General features: G+C 71.5%; 17 protein-coding genes. 13 read left to right on the top strand and 4 right to left on the bottom strand.

What is annotated here, in order from left to right; all coding sequences use genetic code 11:
- Positions 1–7: 7 nt before the first annotated feature.
- The 3 genes from BJ982_RS09310 to BJ982_RS09300 all read left to right on the top strand — a co-directional run bounded on the left by BJ982_RS09310 (position 8) and on the right by BJ982_RS09300 (position 3,313).
- A complete protein-coding gene (locus BJ982_RS09310) occupies positions 8–379 on the top strand; it encodes a nuclear transport factor 2 family protein (protein ID WP_184878421.1) in 372 nt (123 codons plus the stop codon).
- Positions 380–389: 10 nt separating this feature from the next.
- Positions 390–827 (top strand): VOC family protein, encoded by a 438-nt coding sequence (locus BJ982_RS09305; protein ID WP_184878420.1) that lies wholly within the window; start codon positions 390–392, stop codon positions 825–827.
- 353 nt (positions 828–1,180) lie between these two features.
- Positions 1,181–3,313 carry an ATP-binding protein gene (locus BJ982_RS09300; RefSeq protein ID WP_184878416.1) on the top strand — a complete coding sequence of 711 codons (2,133 nt, stop codon included), beginning with the start codon at positions 1,181–1,183 and terminating at the stop codon, positions 3,311–3,313.
- On the opposite strand, the gene BJ982_RS09295 is transcribed toward BJ982_RS09300, so the two are convergent.
- From BJ982_RS09295 to BJ982_RS09285, 3 genes are read right to left on the bottom strand one after another with little or no spacing between them, the layout of a single operon-like run.
- The gene (locus tag BJ982_RS09295) at positions 3,226–4,242 is read right to left on the bottom strand and encodes a carbohydrate kinase family protein (protein WP_184878413.1); all 1,017 of its coding nucleotides are present in this window, start codon (positions 4,240–4,242) and stop codon (positions 3,226–3,228) included. The genes BJ982_RS09300 and BJ982_RS09295 overlap by 88 nt on opposite strands.
- The gene (locus tag BJ982_RS09290; RefSeq protein WP_184878411.1) at positions 4,239–4,901 is read right to left on the bottom strand and encodes a hypothetical protein; all 663 of its coding nucleotides are present in this window, start codon (positions 4,899–4,901) and stop codon (positions 4,239–4,241) included. The genes BJ982_RS09295 and BJ982_RS09290 overlap by 4 nt, the downstream gene beginning before the upstream one ends.
- A gap of 29 nt (positions 4,902–4,930) precedes the next feature.
- Entirely contained in the window at positions 4,931–6,142 is a 1,212-nt protein-coding gene (locus tag BJ982_RS09285) for a hypothetical protein (RefSeq protein WP_184878408.1), read from the bottom strand.
- 342 nt (positions 6,143–6,484) lie between these two features.
- Between BJ982_RS09285 and BJ982_RS09280 the strand changes: the two genes are divergently transcribed.
- From BJ982_RS09280 to BJ982_RS09240, 9 genes are all read left to right on the top strand, one after another.
- Positions 6,485–9,496 carry an ATP-binding protein gene (locus BJ982_RS09280; protein ID WP_184878406.1) on the top strand — a complete coding sequence of 1,004 codons (3,012 nt, stop codon included), beginning with the start codon at positions 6,485–6,487 and terminating at the stop codon, positions 9,494–9,496.
- 222 nt (positions 9,497–9,718) lie between these two features.
- On the top strand, positions 9,719–9,868 hold the full coding sequence (locus tag BJ982_RS09275; protein ID WP_184878404.1) for a hypothetical protein: 150 nt from the start codon (positions 9,719–9,721) through the stop codon (positions 9,866–9,868).
- Between the two features lie 359 nt (positions 9,869–10,227).
- Positions 10,228–10,761 carry a 2,4'-dihydroxyacetophenone dioxygenase family protein gene (locus BJ982_RS40325; RefSeq protein WP_184878402.1) on the top strand — a complete coding sequence of 178 codons (534 nt, stop codon included), beginning with the start codon at positions 10,228–10,230 and terminating at the stop codon, positions 10,759–10,761.
- A 28-nt stretch (positions 10,762–10,789) separates the two neighbouring features.
- A complete protein-coding gene (locus tag BJ982_RS09265; protein ID WP_184878400.1) occupies positions 10,790–12,073 on the top strand; it encodes an MFS transporter in 1,284 nt (427 codons plus the stop codon).
- Positions 12,070–13,128: a 2,3-butanediol dehydrogenase gene (locus BJ982_RS09260; protein ID WP_184878398.1), complete on the top strand. Its 1,059-nt coding sequence runs from the start codon at positions 12,070–12,072 to the stop codon at positions 13,126–13,128. Before BJ982_RS09265 ends, BJ982_RS09260 begins: the two co-directional genes overlap by 4 nt.
- Positions 13,125–13,853, top strand: a complete 729-nt coding sequence (locus BJ982_RS09255) for an SDR family NAD(P)-dependent oxidoreductase (RefSeq protein ID WP_184878395.1) — start codon at positions 13,125–13,127, stop codon at positions 13,851–13,853. Before BJ982_RS09260 ends, BJ982_RS09255 begins: the two co-directional genes overlap by 4 nt.
- A 46-nt stretch (positions 13,854–13,899) precedes the next feature.
- Positions 13,900–14,913 carry a helix-turn-helix domain-containing protein gene (locus BJ982_RS09250; protein ID WP_184878392.1) on the top strand — a complete coding sequence of 338 codons (1,014 nt, stop codon included), beginning with the start codon at positions 13,900–13,902 and terminating at the stop codon, positions 14,911–14,913.
- 48 nt (positions 14,914–14,961) lie between these two features.
- A complete protein-coding gene (locus tag BJ982_RS09245; protein WP_275411748.1) occupies positions 14,962–17,298 on the top strand; it encodes a polysaccharide lyase 8 family protein in 2,337 nt (778 codons plus the stop codon).
- A 4-nt stretch (positions 17,299–17,302) separates the two neighbouring features.
- On the top strand, positions 17,303–17,917 hold the full coding sequence (locus BJ982_RS09240; protein WP_184878390.1) for an O-methyltransferase: 615 nt from the start codon (positions 17,303–17,305) through the stop codon (positions 17,915–17,917).
- 67 nt (positions 17,918–17,984) lie between these two features.
- On the opposite strand, the gene BJ982_RS09235 is transcribed toward BJ982_RS09240, so the two are convergent.
- Positions 17,985–18,455 (bottom strand): MarR family winged helix-turn-helix transcriptional regulator, encoded by a 471-nt coding sequence (locus BJ982_RS09235; protein ID WP_184878388.1) that lies wholly within the window; start codon positions 18,453–18,455, stop codon positions 17,985–17,987.
- A 76-nt stretch (positions 18,456–18,531) separates the two neighbouring features.
- On the opposite strand from BJ982_RS09235, the gene BJ982_RS09230 reads away from it, so the two are divergent.
- Complete coding sequence (locus BJ982_RS09230; protein WP_184878386.1) at positions 18,532–20,634, top strand: MMPL family transporter; 2,103 nt, start codon at positions 18,532–18,534, stop codon at positions 20,632–20,634.
- Positions 20,635–20,696 lie beyond the last annotated feature (62 nt).

Here is a 20,696-nt window from a genome sequence, read left to right as displayed (position 1 = left end):
ACCACACGTGGACACCAGAGAAGTGATCACGCGCTACTACGAGCTCGCCAACGCCGGCGAGTGGGACGCCTGGTGCGACCTGTTCGCCGAGAACCAGGTGATGGACGAGCAGCTCGCCGGGCACGTCGAGGGCCGGGAGACCCTGCGCGGGATGATGAAGGGATTCCCGGAGACCTACGCGCGCTTCGCCAACGTCCCCGCCCACGTCGTCGTCGAGGGCGAGCAGGCGGCCGTGGTCTCGCGCATCTCCGCCGTCACGGTCGGCGGCGAGTCGATCGAGGCCGGGGTGTGCAACTACTTCGTCGTCACCGACGGGCTCATCTCCTACATGTCCAACTTCCACGACAGCGTGCCGTTCGCGCCCATCCTCGGTAAGTGAGGCGGTTCGGATGCCCGACAGCCCGCGCTGGTCGCACGTCGGCCTGAACTGCCGCGACCAGAAGGCCACCGAAGAGTTCTACACCCGCTACTTCGGCTTCAGGAGAGCGAGGGTCGCGGAGGCGGACGGCACGCGGGTCATCTTCCTGCGCCGCGGTGACGCCCTCCTCGAACTGTTCCCCACCACCGCCGCCCCCGCCCCCGAGGCGTCCGACGACGGCCCCGCCACCCCCGGCGTCACCCGCCACCTGGCCTTCCAGGTCGACGACGTGGACGCCTTCCTGGACCAGGCCGGCGACGACGCCCACATCACCCTCGGCCCCTTGAAGTTCGACGAGTACATCCCCGGCTGGAAGACCGTATGGGTCCGCGACCCCGACGGCCTGATCATCGAAATAAGCCAGGGCTACGTCGACCAGCCCCCCGAAGAACTCCAACGCCACGCCTGACCCACACCGGGGCGCTCTCACCTCCACGAGGGCGCCCCGCGACGGTCGCCCTCCCCTCATGAAAAGTGACGCCCGCCGCAGCGCCGAACACCATATGTAACATTGTTCACAGCTATTTCCGGCGCGCCCCCCGGACATCAATCCGGATACCCCTCATACCGGCGTCTTCCACCCCAACGCTTTCTATCGCCTCACGTTATGGGGGAACGGCATTCGTTCCGCGCTTGACTGGAGTTCGGCCCCGGGCAAGCATGGAAGAAATATGTCGATCATTCATGCGCGAATCAGGATTCCGCCGGCGGCGACCTCACGAATGTGGCCAAGGGTGTTCTCGACGTGATTCCGGGTGATGAATGAACGCCGAGTCCCGCGGGGAGGACCGGAAGGTCGCGGCCCAGGTCAACGAGCTGAGCGGCACGGTGCACGGCCCGGCCGTCCAGGCGCGCGACGTCCACGGCGACATCCACCTGCACCACGCCACACCCCCTCTGCCCAAGCCGAACCAGCTCCCCGCCACCGGCGTCCTGGTCGGCAGGACCACCGCGCTGTCCCGGCTGGACGCGATCCGTACCCGGCTGGAGGAGAGCGGCGTCCCCGCCGTCGCGGTGGTGAGCGGGCCCGCGGGAATCGGCAAGTCGGCCGTGGTCCTGCACTGGGCCCACCGCGAACGGGCCGCGTTCCCCGACGGCCGGCTCTTCGCCGACCTGCAAGGGCACGCCGCCGACGCGCCCGTGCAGCCCGCAGAGGTCCTCGGCCGCTTCATCCGCGCGTTCGGGATCATGCCGGAGCGGATCCCGGGCGGGCTTGCGGAACGTTCCGCGCTCTACCAGTCCCTGGTCAGCGAGCGCCGCCTGCTCGTGGTGCTGGACGACGCCGTCTCCGCCGCGCAGGTGAGCCCGCTGCTCCCGGCCTCGGCGGGCAGCGTCGCGGTGGTGACGAGCCGGATGCGGCTCGGCGGCCTCCTCGCGCGCGGAGCCCAGGCCGTGCGGCTCGACCGGCTCGGCGCCGACGCGGCCCTGGAACTGCTGGAGAAGACCGTGGGCGACGACCGCGTGCGCGACGAACCGGGCGCCGCGCGCGAGCTCGTGCAGCTGTGCGCCGGGCTGCCGCTCGCCCTGTGCGTCGCCGCCGCCCGGCTGGCCACCCGGCCGAATCGGCCGCTGACGGACATGGTGGAGGCTCTCACCAACGAGCGGCAGCGCCTCAGCGCGCTGTCGATGGAGGATGACATGACGATCCGCGCGGCTCTGATGCTGTCGTACGGAACGCTGTCCCCGTCCGAGGCGGCCCGGGTCTACCGGCTGCTCGGGCTCTTCCCCGGCGCGACGATCGACGCGCGGGCCGCCGCCGCGATGGCGAACCTGTCGCGGGCCGAGATCCGGCGGCTGCTCGACGTGCTGGTGGACGCCAACCTGCTCGACGACGCGCCGGGCGGCGCCGTCCGCATGCACGAGCTGACCCGGCTGCACGCCCGTGAGATGGCCGAGGAACACGACACGGACGCCGACCGCGCGGAGGCGGTGCGACGGGTGCTGGACTGGTACCTGCACACCGCGGCCGCGGCGAGCCGGACGGTGATGCCGTACCGCCGCGTCACCTACGACGCGATCGTCCACGTCCCCGCCGAGCAGGTCGCGTTCGACGGCTCCGCGGCGGCGCTCGACTGGCTGGAGCGGGAGCTTCCCAACCTCAGGACCGCCGTGCGGACCGCGAGCGAGCGGGGCCTGTTCCCCACCGCGTGGCAACTCGTCGAGGCCCTGTGGCCGCTGTTCCTCTACCGGGGTCTCCACGCGGAACGGCTGGAGATCGACCAGATGGGGCTGGCCGCGGCCCGCGACGGCGCGAACCCTCGCGCGGAGGCGAAGATGCTGAACCGGACCGGCCTGGCCCTGCGGGCTCTGGGCCGGCTCGACGAGGCGGCGGTCCACTTTCGCGGTGCCGTGGACATCTGGCGCCGTGAGGGGGACGCCCAGCGGATCGCCGGTGGCCACCGCAGGCTCGGCCTGCTCGAACTGGACCGTGGCCGGGTCGCCGAGGCCGTCGCCCTCTTCGAGGAGGCCCTCGACGGCTACCGCCGGACGGGTGAGCAGCGGCGGGCCGCGCGCACCCTCGGAGACCTCGGGGACGCGCTGACCCGCCAGGGCCGGACCCGGGAGGCCGTCGCGCGCCTGACGGAGGCGCGGCGGCTCCTCGTGCCCGAGTCCGACCCCTATAACCAGGCGCGGATGCTCATTCTCCTGGGCAGGGCCCGCGTCGGTGAGCCGGAGGCGGCCGGCCTGCTGGACGAGGGACTGCGCGAGATGCGGCGTATCGGCTCGGACGCGGGCGAGGCCCTGGCTCTGGAGGCGCTCGGAGACCTGGCCGCCCGTGAGCGGCGCCTCGAAGACGCGCGGACCTTCTACGAGGAGGCATTGCGCCTGCTCTCCGCACGCGGCGCGGACGTCGGGCCGGTGAAGGAGCGGCTGGTGCGGCTGGGCGAGACCTGACCGTCCCAGCGCCCGACGGTCGTCGGCGGCGCGTGCGCCTCACCGAGCCGTGTCAGCTCCCCGCGGCTCAGCGACGCCGCCGCCGGCGCCCGGTGCCCGATCTTCCACCCCGCGTGGACGACCGCCGCCCGCAGCGCGCGCACGGGGTCGCCCGTGGCACGCCACACGTGCAGGAAGCCGGAGAAGAGCGCGTCGCCCGCGCCCGAGGTGTTGACGACCCCGTTCGGGGCGACGGCCTCGACCCTGATCAGGGATCCGTCTCGCGTGCCCGCGAGCGCGCCGCCGGCTCCGAGCCCCACGCCGACGATCCGGCAGCGCGGGTAGCGTGCGAACACGTCCGCCACCCAGCGGGCGGGCGGCACCGGAAGGCACTCGTGGCTGCAGAAGATCACATCAGCGTTCTCCAGCCACGGCCGGTTGTAGGCGTCGGCGACGTCCGAGATCAGATGGACGTCCACCGCGATGGGAACGCCGAGCCGACCGGCGTGAGGCACCAGCTCGCGGACGAACCGGGCGTTCGTGAGGACCAGCAGGTCGGCGTCCTCCGCCTGGGACGCGAGGACGTCCCATGGGTAGACGACCTGGTTCACCGGGGCCAGGTGCGGGAAGCCCATGCGCCGTCCGTCCGGCGCGACCAGCACCAAGCCGGTGGACGACTCCGGCCCCCGGACGACGCCCGGGCCGAGCAGGCCCTCCCGGGCGAGGTCGGACGCTATCGCGCCGCCGGCCAGGTCGCAGCCGATCACGCCACACAGGCGCACTTCGTCGCCGAGGGCCTTCATGGCCCGTGCGATGTGGCCGGCCGCCCCCGACACGCCGGTGACGAGCCAGCGCGGCGACCAGGTGGGGGCGTACCCGACCGGGAACTCGCGGATGCCGACCGACATGTACAGGCTGACGGCCCCGGCGACGACGATCCTGCCGGTCATGCGGACATCCCTCCGGTGCTCCAGGGCGCGCGCCGCGCCAGCCGGATCCGCCCGCGCCCGGCCACGTGGAAGCACCCGAGCCCGCTCTCCGTCCTGCCGATGTAGCGGCCCACGATCACCGAGGCGGTGACCAGCCCCTCCAGGGGCATCCGTGCCGTCCACCAGCCGTGGACGAACGAGCCGTAGACGGCCGGCCAGGGGTCCGCCCCGGCCGCGAAGCCCGCGGCGCCCCTGATCGCGGCGAGCCTGCCGTCGCGCAGCCCGGCGAGGCACCCGTGCCGGCTCGCGGCGACCGCGACCCCGCAGCCGGGATACCTGTCGAGCAGGCCGGGCCCCTCCGGCGGGGCGACGATCTGCGCCGCGCTCGCGTCGGTGAGCACGTCGGCGAGGGCCGGCGTGCCCTGGTTCGTGCCGTCTCCGAGACCGGCGACGACGTGCGAGTCGGCGAACACGCGAACGCCCGGGGAGGGCTCGCACCGGCGCGGCCCACGGGCGACGAGCATGAGATGGGGCGCGCGGAGCGGCCCCTGCCGGGGAATGATCAGGATGCCGGGCGTGCCCGTATACCCGTCCGGGGTCGCGCTGTTGCACGGCGCCTTGGTCAGCGTCAGCATGGGTTCGACCCGGAAGAGTCGTACGGCGACCATGTTGTCCCGCATGCCGGTTCTCCCTTTCCGCGTGATGTGGCTCATTGAGTGAGGTAGGGGACGGCGGCCGACCGCTGTGCTGGGACGGCGGGGCGGCGCAGGTTCAGCAGCCGGTAGATGAGGTGGTGCATGTTGTCGTCGAACCGGCCCGGGGCCGAGGTGATCCGTTCGGCGACGCGGCGGTACTGTTCCGGTTTCCGCTCGGCGGCGACCTTGAGCAACTGGTCGCGCAGCGGCGTGCGCCGGGAGATCCGGGGAGCCAGGGCCGCGAGCTCGGCGGAGGGCGAGGCGGGGTCCACGGCGGCACGCGGGCAGTTCGCCAGCATCACCGGCGCGCCGGTGACCGTGCCGTAGAGGGTGGCGGACCCGTGGTCCCCGATGATCCAGTCGGCCGCGGCGAGGACCCCCCTCCAGTCGGCGCCCGGCGGGAGCAGGATCAGCCCTTGTCGCCGGCATTCGGCGAGCCAGGTGCGCACCTGCCAGACGCCGTGGCCGAACCAGATGTTGGGATGGAGCAGCGCCACGACGCGGAACTCCTGCGGCGGCAGCTCGGCGAGCAGGCGCGGCAGGAATCCCGAACGCCTGCCGAAGAGCGACTGCGCGCCCCAGGTCGAGCTGACCACCACGAGCCTCTGTCCGCCGCCCACCATGAGCGCGCGACGGTAGGCGTCACGATGGGGCAGGCTCGCGACCAGCGTGTCGTACGAGGAGTCGCCGATGACCATGGCGATGGGAAGCGCCTCGGGACACGTGCGGGCGAGCCGCGCCTTCTCGGCCTCATGCGCGAGGACCAGCGCCGCCGGGATCACGACGCCGTCGTGCACGAGCCGCTGCGTGTCCAGCCCGTAGGCCGTGCGCCCCCGCGCCGGTGCGGCACGCCCGGGCGCCGGGACCAGCTTGTTGAAGCCCGCTCCGTGCGGCATGACCACCAGCGGGGCGTGGATCTCGTGCAGCCCGCCGAGGCTCGCCGCGATGGCCAGGTCGAACCGTTGCTGCGTCGCCTGGAGCCAGGGAAGCGTGACCGCCCCGATTCGGCGGACGAACTGCTCCACACCGTTGCTGAAGACGTCCGGGGCCATGGTGAAGACGACCTGAATTCTCAGGTCGGACTCCACGAGGCGAACCGTGTCCAGCAGGCGCTGTCCCGATGTGACGGTGTGGACGACCACCAGGACGAGTTTGCAGTTCCTCCGCGTCACCCAGCGTCGGGCGTCCGGCCCGATCGGCACCTTGTTCCATTCATGACCAGACATTTGTTCGAATTGCCCCCTTTAGTGCAGCCTATGGCTGTAAGCGATCCCTGCATCGCTCGTCTTCGAGCGTGGACGCCGCACCTTGCGGAAACCCTTGCGGCGCCCTTGCCGAGGTCTTGTGCGACGCCACGCAAACGACGTCCCACACATCTCTGGGCCCACTTATGACTGGATTCGCCACGGGATAGATGAAAAAATGTCAGGCCAGAGCATTAAGGCAGGTCCCTCGGAAAAGGGGCTCGAATGGATTTCCGTATTCTCGGGCCAGTCGAGTTTTGGTCCCAAGGACGTCGGCTCGACCTGGGGTGGGCCAGAGAACGCCATATTTTGGCCATCCTGCTGATGTCGACGGGAACGCCCGTCACCGTGGAGTCGTTCCTCCACAAGGTCTGGGACGGCTCGCCGCCCAACAAGGCGCGCGATCTGGTGCACCAGTCGATCTCACGGCTGAGGAAACCGCTGAACGGCGCCGAGGAAGGCGTGCGGCTCGAGCGCTCCTCCGGCGGCTACGTGCTCGAAACCGACCTGCGCAACATCGACTACCACCGATTCCGCTCAATGCGCGCACAGGCGCGTGCCGTGGCCGACGCCGACGAGGCCGTCCGCCTGTACAAAGAGGCGGCGGGTCTGTGGCGGGGAGAACCGCTCGCCGGACTGCCCGGCGCATGGGCCGCGAGCACCCGTAGGAAACTCGAAGAGGAACTGCTGCACGGCGCGGTGGATCGGATCCAGCTCGAAATCGCGCAGGCCGTGACGGCAGATCTCCTGGCCGAGCTCGACGATCTCGTGAACCGTTTTCCCTTCGACGAGAAACTGATCGAGCTGCTGATGCTCGCGCTGTACCGCGGCGGCCGGGGGGTCGACGCCATCCTCGCCTTCCGCCGGGCGCGCCGGCGCCTGGTCGCGAACTTCAGCACCGAACCCGGGCCCGCGCTCCAGACGCTGTTCCAGCGCATCCTTCAAGGTGATCCGGAACTGCTGCCGGAGGAGGCCCGGCCCACTGTCCGCAAGAGCCCCAACAACCTTCCCCGTGACACCCCCACGTTCACCGGCAGGGCCGCCGAACTGGGCGGCATGATGATCGAGCAGGCCCGCGAGGACGCCGTGACCGTCATCGCCATCGACGGCATGCCCGGAGTCGGCAAGACGGCGCTGGCCGTGCACCTGGCGCACCAGCTCGCCGGCGACCACCCCGACGGGCTGCTCTTCCTCGACCTGCACGCCCACGACGCCCGGCGCGAGCGGATGGACCCCGCGGCCGCGCTCGACCGGCTGCTGCGCGACCTCGGCGTCTCCCCCATCCCCGAGGGACTGGAGGAACGCACGACGGCCTGGCGCACCCAGCTCGCCCACCGCAGGATGCTCATCGTCCTGGACGACGCCGCCGGGCACGACCAGATCAGGCCGCTTCTGCCCGGAGCGCCCGGCTGCCTGGTGCTGATCACCAGCAGGAAGCGCCTCGCCGGGCTGGACGGCGTGCGGTCGCTGTCCCTGGACGCCCTGTCGCCCGAGGACGCGGTCACGCTGTTCACCCGCATCGTCGAACCCCAGCGCGCGGGCCGCGCCGAGGACGTCGCCACGGTCGTGCGATTATGCGGCTACCTGCCTCTGGCGATCGCGCTGGTGGGAAACCGGTACCGTCACCGGCCCGCGTGGACCGTCGCAGACCTGGTGGAGCTGCTCGAAAGAACCGACCGCCTGCTCGGGGAGATCTGGGCCGAGGACCGCAGGGTGTCGGCTGCCTTCGAGCTCTCCTTCCGGGACCTGGACGCCTACCAGCGGCAGGCTTTCCGCAGGCTCGGCCTGCACCCGGGAGTGGACCTGACCCCGTCGTCCGCCGCGGCGCTGCTGGCGTCGAGCCGGGCGGCGGCGGAGAGGATCCTCGACGCCCTGCTCGATCACCATCTCATCATGGAGCCCCGGCGCGGGCGCTACACGTTCCACTCGCTCATCCGCGAGTACGCCCTCGGCCTCTCCGACCGCGCGCCGGAGGCCGAGACGACCGCGACGATCCGGCGCGCCCTCGACCACTTCCTGTACACGGCCGACGCCGCCGACCGCATGCTCTATCCCTTCCGCGGGCGCGCTCCCATCGGAATGCCGTCCAGCCTCGGCGTCCGGCCCTCGATCAGGTCGGCCACCGAGGGCCACGCCTGGATGGACGCCGAACTGGAGAACCTGCTGCTCGTCGCCCGCTACGCCGCCGACAACGGCTGGTGGCAACACGCCGCCACCCTCGCCCACGTCCTGAGCCGGCATCTCTACCTGTGGGCGCACTGGGCAGTGGCGACCCGGCTCCACACCCGCGCCGTGACCATGTGGCGCGAGATGGGAGACCGACAGGCGATGGCGCGCGCCCTGGCGGATCTGACCGCAGTACGCCGGCGAACCGGCCACTACGAAGAGGCGCTGCGCTCGGCGGCCGAGGCACTGGAGATCCAGCGTGCCGCCCATGACGACCGGGCGGTCGCCGATCTCCTCGACGAGCACGGGCTCGCGCACGGGTTCCGCTCGGAGCTCGATGTCGCCTTCGGCTACCACCAGCAGGCGCTGGAGCTGTGGCAGAAGAACGACGACCGCCACGGTGAAGCCGGCACTCTCAACTACCTGGCGAAGATTGATTTCGAGCGCGGCGACTACGCGAAGGCGGCTGAGCGCCTGGACACGGCCCTGGCGCTGTACCGCGAGGTCGGCGACCCACGCGGCGAGCAGATGACCCTCAACAACACCGCCCACCTTGACGAGCGGCGCGGCGACTACATGGCGGCGCTGCGCCACTACGAGGAGGCCGAATCGGTCGATCCGATGGTGAGCCCTCCCAACAGGGCCACGCTGCTGAACAACGTCGCGGAGATCTACCAGCGTCTCGACCGGCACGCCGAGGCGCTCGAACAGTATCGCCGGGCGCTGACGGCCTACCACGACATCGGCGACCGGCAGTCGGAGGCACGCGTCCTCAACAACATCGGCACCTGTCTCGCACACATCGGCAAGGACCGCGAGGCGCTCATCAGTTACCAGAAGGCCCTGCACATCGCGGTCGAGATATCCGCACGCGGGGACGAGGTGCAGGCTCTGCGCAATATCGGTGCGGTACATCACCGTGCAAACCGGTACGAAATCGCCGTCTCGTATTACGAAAAGGCCTTGGAGCATGCTCAGGCCATCGGCGATATCTATCAGGAGGCACGCACGCTCGACGACCTGGGCGTGACCCTGGCATGCGTCGGCGAGCGGGCCAAGGCGGAGGCCTCTTTCCGTCAGGCGCTCGATTACTACGAGCAGTTGCGCGTTCCCGAGGCCGGCACGCTCCGGAGGCGACTCGGCCCACAAGGTGACGTTGCCGAATCGTGACGGGTTTCGTGATCGAAATGGCAACCGAATCGATCCGATAAGCGTCTCTACCCCTCCCGGCATACGCTAAGATCAACTTAGCGATGTCACGCTTTAGCGTGTCATAGCATCATAAATCATCACTCTCGGCAGTTCGCAGTACTGCGCCCACGATGCAAGTCGATGGCCAATGACGTCCATCTATGACGGCTTTGCACAAGAAGGCCGTTGATAAGGAAACCGATGAACCAAAGCAAGATTCTGCTCAAAATAGCGGCGTTCGTGATGGGTACGGCCATGATCTGGATGGTGTACTTGACCCAGAAGGCGCCTGAGCGTCCTGTGGCGTCAGGCACGGTCCCGGCCGTTCAGGTGGCACAGCCGAACGCTTGAGAGGTTCCACGGAGCAGGGGAGGTCCAGAAGGACCTCCCCTGCTCCGTTTGTGGCGGACGCTCGCGAGCCGTGAGCGCGATGATCGAGCCCGCCATCCCGTCGCGCGCCGGCCGAGCGCGCGGGGGTTCCGAGCAGGCCATCCACATGGCGAAAGTTTTACTCACGTGCCGCTGGTCCCTCCGGGACGCCGCGATCCCCGCGTGGAGCCGGGGAAGGACGCCTGGTCGCGGACGTCGCCGGTTCGCGCGTGTCCCGAATCGTCAACCTCGCACGTCCGGGAGGGGAAAGACCTATGAGGGTCGGAGGATGTTCACTCTGACGCACGGTTCGCCATGTGGGCGTGAAAGGAGTTCGTAACGTGCCGGAAAACCCGGGCTCGGAGTTCTGGAAGAACCTCAAGCCGATTGAGAATTCCCAGAAGCCTGACGCGCTTCCCGAAGTGTACCTTTCCAAGGTCGCCACGGACGATGACCGCTACTACGTGCCGTTCACCGAGACGGTCGGGTCGCGTCCGCTGTGGATCAATGTGAAGGACAACAGCTGGGCCGACATCCTTCGCGCGAAGGAGGCCGGGCTGGTCAACCGCCACTACCACCCGCACGAGGTCTTCGCCTACACGATCTCGGGCAAGTGGGGGTACCTGGAGCGGGACTGGACGGCCACGGCCGGCGACTTCATCTACGAGGCCCCGGGCGAGGGGCACACTCTCGTGGCCTATGACAGCGGCGAGCCGATGAAGACCTTCTTCATCGTCAAGGGCCCGCTGATCTGGCTGGACGAGAACGGGGAGACCGAGGGCGTCTTCGACGTGCACGACTACATCGCGATGTGCCGCGCGCACTACGAGAAGGTCGGCATCGGCGCGGACTACGTCAACTCTCTCTTCCGTTAGCCGACGGCGTTTCCCCCCGGAGCACGTGATGACCGACATCTCGACGCCCACGCCGGCGGCCCTGGAGAACGAGTCGCGGCGGTACGAGAACCGTCTCCTCGTCATCCTGTTCGTGGCCTTCGGCTTCGTCTTCTTCGACCGGCAGGCGCTGGCGTTCCTCGCGCCGTACATCGACAAGGACTTCGGCCTGTCGAACGCCGAGCTCGGCACCCTGTCCGGCGTGCTGGCGCTGACGTGGGCGCTGGCCGGCATGGTGGCCGGGCGCCTGTCCGACAAGCTCGGCCGCCGCAAGCCGATCCTCATCGTCGCCGTACTGCTGTTCTCGGTGTTCTCGTCGGTCTCCGGCCTGATGGGGGGTTTCGTCGGCCTGCTAGCCGCGCGGGCTCTCATGGGCGTGGCCGAGGGAGCGGTGCTGCCGATGGCGCAGTCGCTCATGGTGGAGACCTCGCGTGAGCACCGCCGCGGCCTGAACATGGGCCTGGTGCAGGGCTCGTCCGCCGGCCTGCTCGGCGGCATCCTCGCGCCGATCGTGGTGGTGTGGGTGGCCGAGGCGACCAGCTGGAGGACCGCCTTCTTCGTCACGATCCTTCCCGGCCTCATCATCGCCGCGGTGATCATGAAGTACGTCCGCGAGAAGCCGCCGCTGGTCAGGACCGCGGCGATCGAGGCGACCGAGGCGGCGCCGGCCCAGCCGAAGCCCGCCCTGAAGGACGTGCTGAAGCAGCGGAACGTCCTGATCTGCATGCTGATCGCCTGCTTCTACCTGACGTGGTTCATCACGCTGATCACCTTCACGCCCAAGTTCCTCACCGACGAGAAGGGCTTCGCGCCCGGCACGATGAGCGGCGTCATGACGTGCCTCGGCGTCGCGTGGGTGCTCTGGGGCTTCGCCACCCCGGGCATCTCCGACCGGATCGGCCGCAAGGCCGCGCTGATCGGCTTCACCTCGCTGGCGGTGCTCTGCCCGATCTTCCTCGTCTACGTGGACAACCCGGTCCTGCTCGGCGCGCTCATGATCGTCTCGTACACCGGGCTCGGCTGCTTCACCCTGTTCATGGCCACGATCCCGGCCGAGACCGTGCCGCCGGGGGCGCTGGCCACCGCGCTCGGCGTGATCATGGGCGTGGGCGAGCTCGCCGGAGGCTTCATCGGCCCGATGGTCTCCGGGTGGGCGTCCGACCAGTGGGGCCTGCAGACCGCGATGTTCATCGCCTCCGGCGGAGCGCTGGTGGTGGTCGTGCTCTCCTTCGCCCTGAAGGAGACCGCCCCCGCCGTCGTCCGCAAGCGGCTCGCCGCGAGGGAGGCCGTGTGAAGGCGGCGGTCTGGTACGGAGCACGGGACGTCCGCGTCATGGACGTGGACGTCCCCGCGCCGGGGCCCGGGGAGGCGACCATCGCCGTCGCCTACTGCGGGATCTGCGGCAGCGACCTGCACGAATACGCCGACGGGCCGCACGCGATCCCGGTGGAAGAACCACACCCGGAATCCGGCGCGACCGCGCCCCTGGTCCTCGGCCACGAGTTCTGCGGCACGGTCACCGCGCTGGGACCGGGGGTGACCGGCCTCGCGGTCGGGGACCGGGTCGCCGTCGAGCCGCACTACCGGTGCGGCACGTGCCCGAGGTGCCTGAACGGCGAGTACAACATCTGCCGCCACTTCGGCTTCGCGGGCCTGATGGGCGACGGAGGGCTGGCGGAACGGACCACCGTCCCCGCGTACATGCTGCACCGGCTGCCCGACTCGGTCTCGCTGGAGCAGGCGGCCGTGTTCGAGCCCGCGGCCGTCGCGCTGCACGCGGTGCGGCGGGCCGGGGTCAAGGGGGACGAGACCGTCGCGGTCGTCGGCCTCGGACCGATCGGCCTGCTCGTCGTGATGCTGGCGGCGCGGCGCGGCGCGCGGCGCGTGATCGCGGCGGACCTCTCCCCCGAACGGCTCGCCCTGGCCGGACGGCTCGGCGCCACCGACCTCGTGGACGCCCGCGACGCCGCCGCGGTGCCCGGCCTGATCCGCGAGGCGGCGGGCGGCGAGGGCGTGGACGTCGCGTTCGAGGTGGTCGGCGCGGAGCACACCCTGCGCACCTGCCTGGACGCGACCAGGAACGGCGGCCGCGTGATGTTCCTCGGCCTCACCCACACCGTGAGCATCGACGCGTTCGCCCTGGTGAACCGCGAGCAGAACATCCTCACCAGCGTGGGGTACCGGCACGCGTACCCGGAGCTGATCCGGCTCGCCCAGGAAGGCGTGGACTTCACCGCGATCGTGTCGTCGATCATCGCGCTGGACGACGTGGTGGACAAGGGGTTCGAGGCGCTGCTGCGCGGCGAAGGCCAGATCAAGGTGCTCGTGCGGCCGGGAGGCGCGTCATGACCTTCCAGGACGGCCTGTTCGCCGGCCGTACCGCGTTCGTCACCGGAGGGACCTCGGGCATCGGCGCCGCGACCGCCACGCTCCTCGCCGAGCTGGGCGCGGACGTGGTGGCTCTCGGCCTCGCCCCCCGGGTCGCGGCCGAGCTGCCGGCCCATCCCCGCGTGCGCGTCGCCGAGCACGACGTCCTGGACCGGGACGGCCTGGCCCGGCTGGTCGGCGCGGAGACCCGGCTCGACGTGCTGGTGAACTGCGCGGGCGTCAGCCACGACCGCGACGAGTACGACCTCGGCCGCTGGCAGCGGGTGATCGACATCAACCTGACCGCCACCATGGTGGCGTGCGAGGCGGCGCGGCCCGCGCTCGCCGCGGGCGGTGGCGAGATCGTCAACGTCTCGTCCATGTTCGCCTTCTTCGGCAGCAAGGACCGCCCGGCCTACAGCGCGAGCAAGGGAGGGATCTCCCAGCTCACCCGGTCGCTGGCCGCCGAGTACGCGCCCGAGGGCATCCGCGTGAACGCGGTCGCGCCCGGGTTCGTCGAGACCCAGCTCGCCCGGGGCCTGCTCGACGACGCCGAGGCCGCCGCCGAGGTGCTGGCCCGCATCCCGCTCGGCCGCTACGGCAGCCCCCGCGACGTGGCGACGACGATCGCCTTCCTGTGCTCGCCGGCGGCGGCGTACGTCACCGGAGCGATACTCACCGTGGACGGGGGTTACCTATCCGTTTGATTCTCGACATACTCTCGACAAGGATCGTGCGGTAAGGAGGTCCTTGATGCCCGCCGACGCCATCTCCGTGATCTCCCGGGCCACGACAGAGGACATCGCGCCCGCCGAGCGCGTCCACTTCTGGGAAGAGTACAACCGGAAGGCGCTGGTGGGCCTGTCCTGCCGGTCCTACTCCGACAAGGGGCTGCTGGCCACGCAGACGAACCTGCGCGTCGGCGGTGTGCGGCTCGCGCACATCACGGGGAACGCGCACGTCGTCGAGCGCACGCCGCACCTCGCGCGGTCCGTCCCCAACGACTCGGTGTTCGCCAGCCTGCTGGTCAAGGGCGACGCCGTCTTCTACCACCAGGACGGCTGCCTGGCGGCCGGCACCGGCGACCTGGTGGTGTACGACACGCGCAACCCGTACCTGTTCGGGTTCTCCTCCTCCATGAAGCAGTTCCTGGTGGACATCCCCGGCGAGCTGTTCGCCGAGACGTGCGTGCCCGGCGGCGTCCCCGTGCCCATGCTGTTCGGCCGGGCGTCGGCCCGCGAGGGCGCGCTCGTGTCGGCGCTCGGCTCGCTCCTCGGCGGCCTGGTCGGGCCGCGGCAGGGCGGCGACGACCCCGGCGAGTTGCAGCACGCCGTGATCGGGCTGATCCGGCTGCTCACGTTGCAGCGGTACGGCGGCCCCATGTCGTCGCTGACCCAGCGCATCATCGCCGAGGAGCACATCGAGCGGCACCTGCACGACCCCAAGCTGGACGCCGCCGTGGTCGCCGCCGTCCTCGGGATCTCGGTACGGCAGCTCTCCCGCGTCTTCGAGGCCGCCGGCACCAGTCCCGCCCGTTACATCCTGGAGCGGCGGCTGCGCCGGGTGTACGCGGAGCTGAGCCGTCCCGGCACCCGCGACACGACGATCGCCGACGTCGCCTACCGTTGGGGCTTCTCCAGCCAGGCCCATTTCGCCCGGGTGTTCCGCGCCCGCTTCGGCCACACTCCCAGCGAGGTCCGTTCGGCCGCCTCCTCCGCTGAAACGGTTCCCTGTTCTCCGGCCTCCGCCGACGCGGTTTCCTCGTAGCGGCGTGGCCGGCCGCGCCCGACGGGCGTGCGGCACGATAATGCGCCCGTGGGCGGATATTCCAGGCGCCGGTTCCTGCGGTTCGGCGGCACCGCGCTGATCCCGCTCGGCGGCGCCGCGGCCGCGGCGCCGGTCTCGCCGGCGCCGGCCGGCTCCGTCCATGCCGCCTCGTTCGACCGGTTGCGCCGCCGCTGGCGTGAGGTCTCCGCGGGGTCCGGCTTCGACGCCGCGGCCGAGCCGTACCGCGCCCGGCTGGCACGGCTCGGAGCCCGGGCCGCCGGGCACGCCGCGGCCATGACCATGGCGGACGCGTCGCTGTGGCCGGACCTGCCGTTCCCCTCCTTCGTCGCCACCCCGGCCCGGCTGCGGGCGATGGCCCGTGCCTGCGTCCTGCCGGGCACCGGGGTCGCGGGGGATCCCGCCCTGGCCGAGGCCGTCGCGGCCGGCGTCGATCATTACCGGCGGCGGGTGTACGCGGCGGGCGCCGAGCCGTACGGGAACTGGTGGCACTGGCGGATCGGCGTGCCGAAGGCCCTGCTGGACGCGTCCCTGCTGATCGGGCTGTCCGGCCCGCGCGGCGCGGCGCTCGTGGCGGCGGTGGACCATTTCGTCCCCGGCGACGTGCTGTCCGGCTACAGCGGGACGAGCACCGGGGCCAACCGCGTGGACCTGTGCCTGGTCGTGCTGCTGCGCGCCATGCTCGCCTCCGATCCCGGCCGGGCCGCGCGGGCCGTGTCCGCCCTGGCGCCGGTCTTCGCCTACGTCACCGAAGGGGACGGGTTCTACCGGGACGGCTCGTTCATCCAGCACTCGACCGTCCCCTACCAGGGCGCCTACGGGGCGTCCCTGCTGTCCGGGGTCGCGACCCTGCTCGCGGTGCTCCAAGGCTCGCCGTGGGAGCCGGCCGCCCCGCGGGTCGTCCTGGACGGCGTGGAACGGTCGTTCGCGCCGTTCGTGCACGACGGCTTCTGCATGGACCTGGTCCGGGGCCGGGGGCTCGCCAGGGCGCCGTACGGCGACCACCGGCGCGGGCGCGAGATCGCCGCGGCGATCCTGCTGCTCGGCGAGACGGCCTCCCCCGCCGAGCGGGACCGCTGGCGGGCCATGGTGAAGGGATGGGCACGGCGCGACACCGCCGCCCCCATGCTCGACGCCGCGCTGAGGGACGGCGACCTGGCGTTCCACGCCCGCCTCGCCCGGATCCTGGCCGACGACGCCGTCCCGGCGGCGCGCGAGCCCGCCGGGCACCGCCTGATGCCGATGAGCGCCCGCGCCGTCCACCGCCGCCCCGGCTGGTGCGCGGCGCTCAGCATGGCGTCGTCCACGGTCGGCCACTACGAGCACGGCAACGGCGAGAACCTTCGCGGCTGGCACACCGGCTCGGGGATGCTCTACTGGTGGGTGCCCGGGCACGGCGCCCAGTACTCCGACTCGTTCTGGACCACCGTCGATCCCTACCGCCTGCCCGGCACCACGGTCTCGACGCGGCGGCTGCCCGACGGCGCCGGCGGAGCCTGGGGCGACACGCCGCCGCCCGCCCGGTGGGTCGGCGGCGCCACCGACGGCACGTACGCGACGGCCGGCCAGCACCTGTACGGCCTGGAGAGCACGCTGGAGGCGTTCAAGTCCTGGTTCTTCCTGGACGACGCGGTGCTCTGCCTCGGCGCGGGCATCACCGCCCGCGACGGCGTCCCGGTCGAGACCATCATGGACAACCGCAGGACCGACGCCCTGCTCACCGTGGACGACCGGGAGGGCTGGGCCTGGCTGGAGGGCCACGGCGGCTACGTCCTGCTGACCTGCCCCGCCCTCCGCACCCTCCGCGAGGAACGCACCGCCCCGGGCGCCTCCGCGTGGGGCACGGCGTCCTCGCCGCGGGTCAGCCGGAGCTACGCCACCCTCTGGTTCGACCATGGGGTCGACCCGGTCTCGGCCGGCTATGCCTACCTCCTGATGCCGGGCGCGGACCGGGCCGCCACCCGCGTCCGCGCCGCCGACCCCGGCTGGGCCCGCGTGCTGGCCAACACCGGCCACCACCAGGGCGTCCACATCCCCTCGCTCGGGATCACCGCCGTCAACTTCTGGCGGGCGGGGACCGTGGGCCCGCTCACCGCCTCGGGCCCCTGCGCCGTGCTGGCCCGGGACCACGGCGACGGCACCGCCGCCCTCACCGTCGCCGACCCCCGCCGCGACCTGCCCACGCTCACCGTGACCTGGGACCGCCCCGCCGCCGCCGTCCTCCGCACCACCCCCGCCCTGACCTCCGCCACCCTCGGCCCGCCCCTGACCCTCACCTTCACCGGCCTGAACACCCACCACGGCGCCTCCCACACGACCACCCTCCGCCTCGCCCCGACGAAATCCCCGGCGACCGCCCTACCCTGACGGCATGTCCGATGACGGGACCGCGGCGTACGCCGATCTGACAGAGGTGCCGCCCCTGGTGCGGCAGGCCGTCGAGGTGGCCAGGGAGGCCGGGTTCGGGTTCTCCTGCCGGCCCGAGCAGGGACGGTTGCTGTACGCGCTGGCGGCGGGCGCGGAGGCTGTCGGGGAGACCGGGACCGGGTGTGGTGTGGGGCTGGCCTGGCTGGTCTCGGGCGCCCGCCCGGGGACGCGGTTGGTGAGCGTCGAGCGGGACGCGCACCGTGCGGCGCTGGCCGCGCGGGTGTTCCGCGGCCGTCCACAGGTCTCGGTGATCCATGGCGACTGGCGCGAGATCTATCGGCACGGGCCGTACGACCTGCTCGTCCTGGACGGCGGCGGCCAGGGCAAGAACGGTGAGCGGCCCGCCGATCCGCACCGGCTGCTCACCCTGGGAGGAACGCTGGTCGTCGACGACCTGACCCCCGCCCGGCACTGGCCGCCCCGCCATGACGGCGTGGTCGACCGGGCCCGGACGCACTGGCTCCGCCATCCCGGCCTCGACGCGGCGGAGCTCCGCCTGGCGCCCGACCTGGCCGCCCTGGTGGCGACCCGCCGGTTCGGCGACGGCGCGCCCGTGTGAGCCCTGCCATCGGAGGGTGAACGGAAAAAGGGCGCAACCGTGCCGGACGACCGCGCCGAAGGGAGGGTCAGGAGGAACGCGACGAGGCGCGGAGGGCGTCGAGTTCGTCGTTCATGGTGTCGAGGAAGGCGGCGACGGTGCGGAGCTGGTCGGGGGTGAAGCGCCGCAGGGCGTTGTCGGTGCTCTGGCCGAGCGGGCGGAAGAAGGCCGCGGCGAACTCCTTCGCCGTGTCGAGGTAGTGCAGGTGGACGACGCGGCGGTCGTGCACGTCGCGGACACGGCGGATGTGCCCGGCGCGCTCCAGCCGGTCGAGGCACGCGGTGACGGCGCCGGAGGTGAGGTTCAGTTCCTCGCGCAGCCGGCTCGGGGTGATCGGCGACGGCGCGTCGAAGATCTTGATGAGGGCCTGGACGTCGGTGGTGTGCAGGCCGTGCTCGTGGGCGAAGTCGTGCGCGATGCGGTTGAGCTCGCCGGTCATGCGGCGCAGGCGCACGGCGAAGGACAGCAGATCGATGCCCTCCCCGCTGTCGCCGTCCATGCGGCCATGCTACATTAACTCAATCATTGAGTATCTCAATCATTGAGTTACATAGGGTGACCGAAAGGCGTCTCTCATGGCACGGCGATCTGTCCGCCTGCTCGTCCCCGCCCTGTTGGTGCTGGTCTGGCTGGCCGTCGGCGGCGGGCTCGGACCGTTCGCCGGCAAGCTCACCGAGGTGTCCACCAACGACCAGGCCGCCTTCCTGCCTCAGAGCGCGGAGTCGACACGCGTCCTGCACGTCCAGGAACGGTTCCGCGAGGGTGAGACGCAGCCGCTCATCGTGGTGTGGACCGCCGACCGCGGCGCCGTCACCCCGGAGCAGACCGCCGCGGCGACCCGCGCCCTGGCCGCGCTGCGCGGCACGGCGGGCGTCGCCGGCACCCCCTCGCCCGCCATCGCGTCCGACGACGGCCGGGCACTGCAGGGCGTGGTGCAGCTCGGCTCCGACGTCGAAGGCTCCCTCGGGGAGGCCCTGGAGCGCATCGGCGGCGCGGTCGCGGTCGACGGCCTGCGGGCTCGGCTCGCGGGACCGGCGGCCACGCGGGTCGACCTGTCCGACGCCTTCGCCGGGATCGACGGCCTACTGCTCGGCGTGGCCCTGCTCGCCGTCCTGATCATCCTGCTGGCGGTGTACCGGAGCGTGCTGCTGCCCCTGATCATCATCATCGGGGCCGTCTTCGCGCTGGGCCTGGCCTGCGCGGTCGTGTACTTCCTCGCCGACCACGGCGTCGTCCGGGTGGACGGCCAGGTGCAGGGCATCCTGTTCATCCTCGTCATCGGCGCGGCCACCGACTACGCGCTGCTGCTGACCGCCCGCTTCCGCGAGGAACTCGCCACCGGCGCCGACCGTTTCGCCGCGGGCCGCGTCGCGCTGCGGCGCTCGTTCGAGCCGATCGTCGCCAGCGCCGCCACCGTGGCACTCGGCCTGCTCGCGCTGCTGCTCAGCAGCCTGACCAACAACCGCGCGCTCGGCCCGGTGGGCGCCATCGGCATCGTGTGCGCCGCGCTCAGCGCGCTCACCTTCCTTCCCGCGGTGCTCGTCCTGCTGGGACGGGCGGCGCTCTGGCCGGCGAAGCCGCGTCCGGCCGACGCCGAAGGACACGGCATCTGGGGCCGCGTGGCCGGCCTCGTCGACCGCCACCCGCGACGGCTGTGGATCGCGACGATCCTCCCGCTGGTCGGCCTCGCCCTGTTCGCGCCGCAGCTCAACGCCAGAGGCGTCCCGCTGGACGAGACCTTCGTCAACGACGCGCCGTCGGTGGCGGCCCAGGCGGCGCTGAGCGAGCACTTCCCCGGCGGCTCGGGCCAGCCCGCGGTCATCGTCGCCCCCGCCGCCCGCGCGGCGGCCGTCACGGAGACGGCCCGGCGCGTCAAGGGCGTGTCCGGCGCCGCGCCGGCGAGCCGGAGCGGACGCCCCGGCGACACCCCCAAGGTCGTCGACGGGCTCGTCCTGGTGGAGGCGACCCTGAGCGACGCCCCCGACGGCGACGCCGCCCAGGACACGGTCAAGCGGCTGCGGGCCGCGCTCGCCGCCGAGAAGGGCGTCATGGTCGGCGGCTACAGCGCCCAGCGGTACGACACGACGGAGACCGCGAAGAAGGACACCTATCGCATCGTCCCGGTGGTCCTCGGGATCATCCTGCTGATCCTCGTCGTCCTGCTGCGCTCGCTGACCGCGCCCGTGCTCCTGGTGCTGACCGTGGCGCTGAACTTCCTGGCCACCCTTGGCGTCTCCACGCTGGTCTTCACGCACGTGTTCGGCTTCACCGGCAGCGACGCGTCCGTGCCGCTGTACGGCTTCGTCTTCCTCGTCGCGCTCGGCGTGGACTACAACATCTTCCTCATGTCCCGGGTGCGGGAGGAGACCGCGCGTCACGGGGCGCGGGAGGGCATCCTGCGCGGGCTGGTCACCACCGGCGGCGTGATCACCTCGGCGGGCGTCGTGCTCGCCGCCACCTTCGCCGCGCTGGTGGTGATCCCCCTGGCCTTCCTCGTGCAGACGGCCTTCATCGTCGCGTTCGGCGTGCTCCTCGACACCCTGGTCGTCCGATCCCTGCTGGTCCCGGCCCTGGTACGAAACCTCGGGCCCCGCGCCTGGTGGCCCGGACGCCTGGGACGCGCCGACGCCGACGGCACGGACCATGCCGACCGCCGGTTCTCACCAAGTCCCTCCTAAGTCGTCGCGAAGTGCCGCCGGACACTCTTGAACTCGCATCCGGCGCACTTCCAAGGAGGAAC

This window comes from Sphaerisporangium siamense, from assembly GCF_014205275.1.
GTDB classification, from domain to species: Bacteria; Actinomycetota; Actinomycetes; order Streptosporangiales; family Streptosporangiaceae; genus Sphaerisporangium; species Sphaerisporangium siamense.
This window is presented reverse-complemented; position numbering and strand designations above follow the sequence as displayed.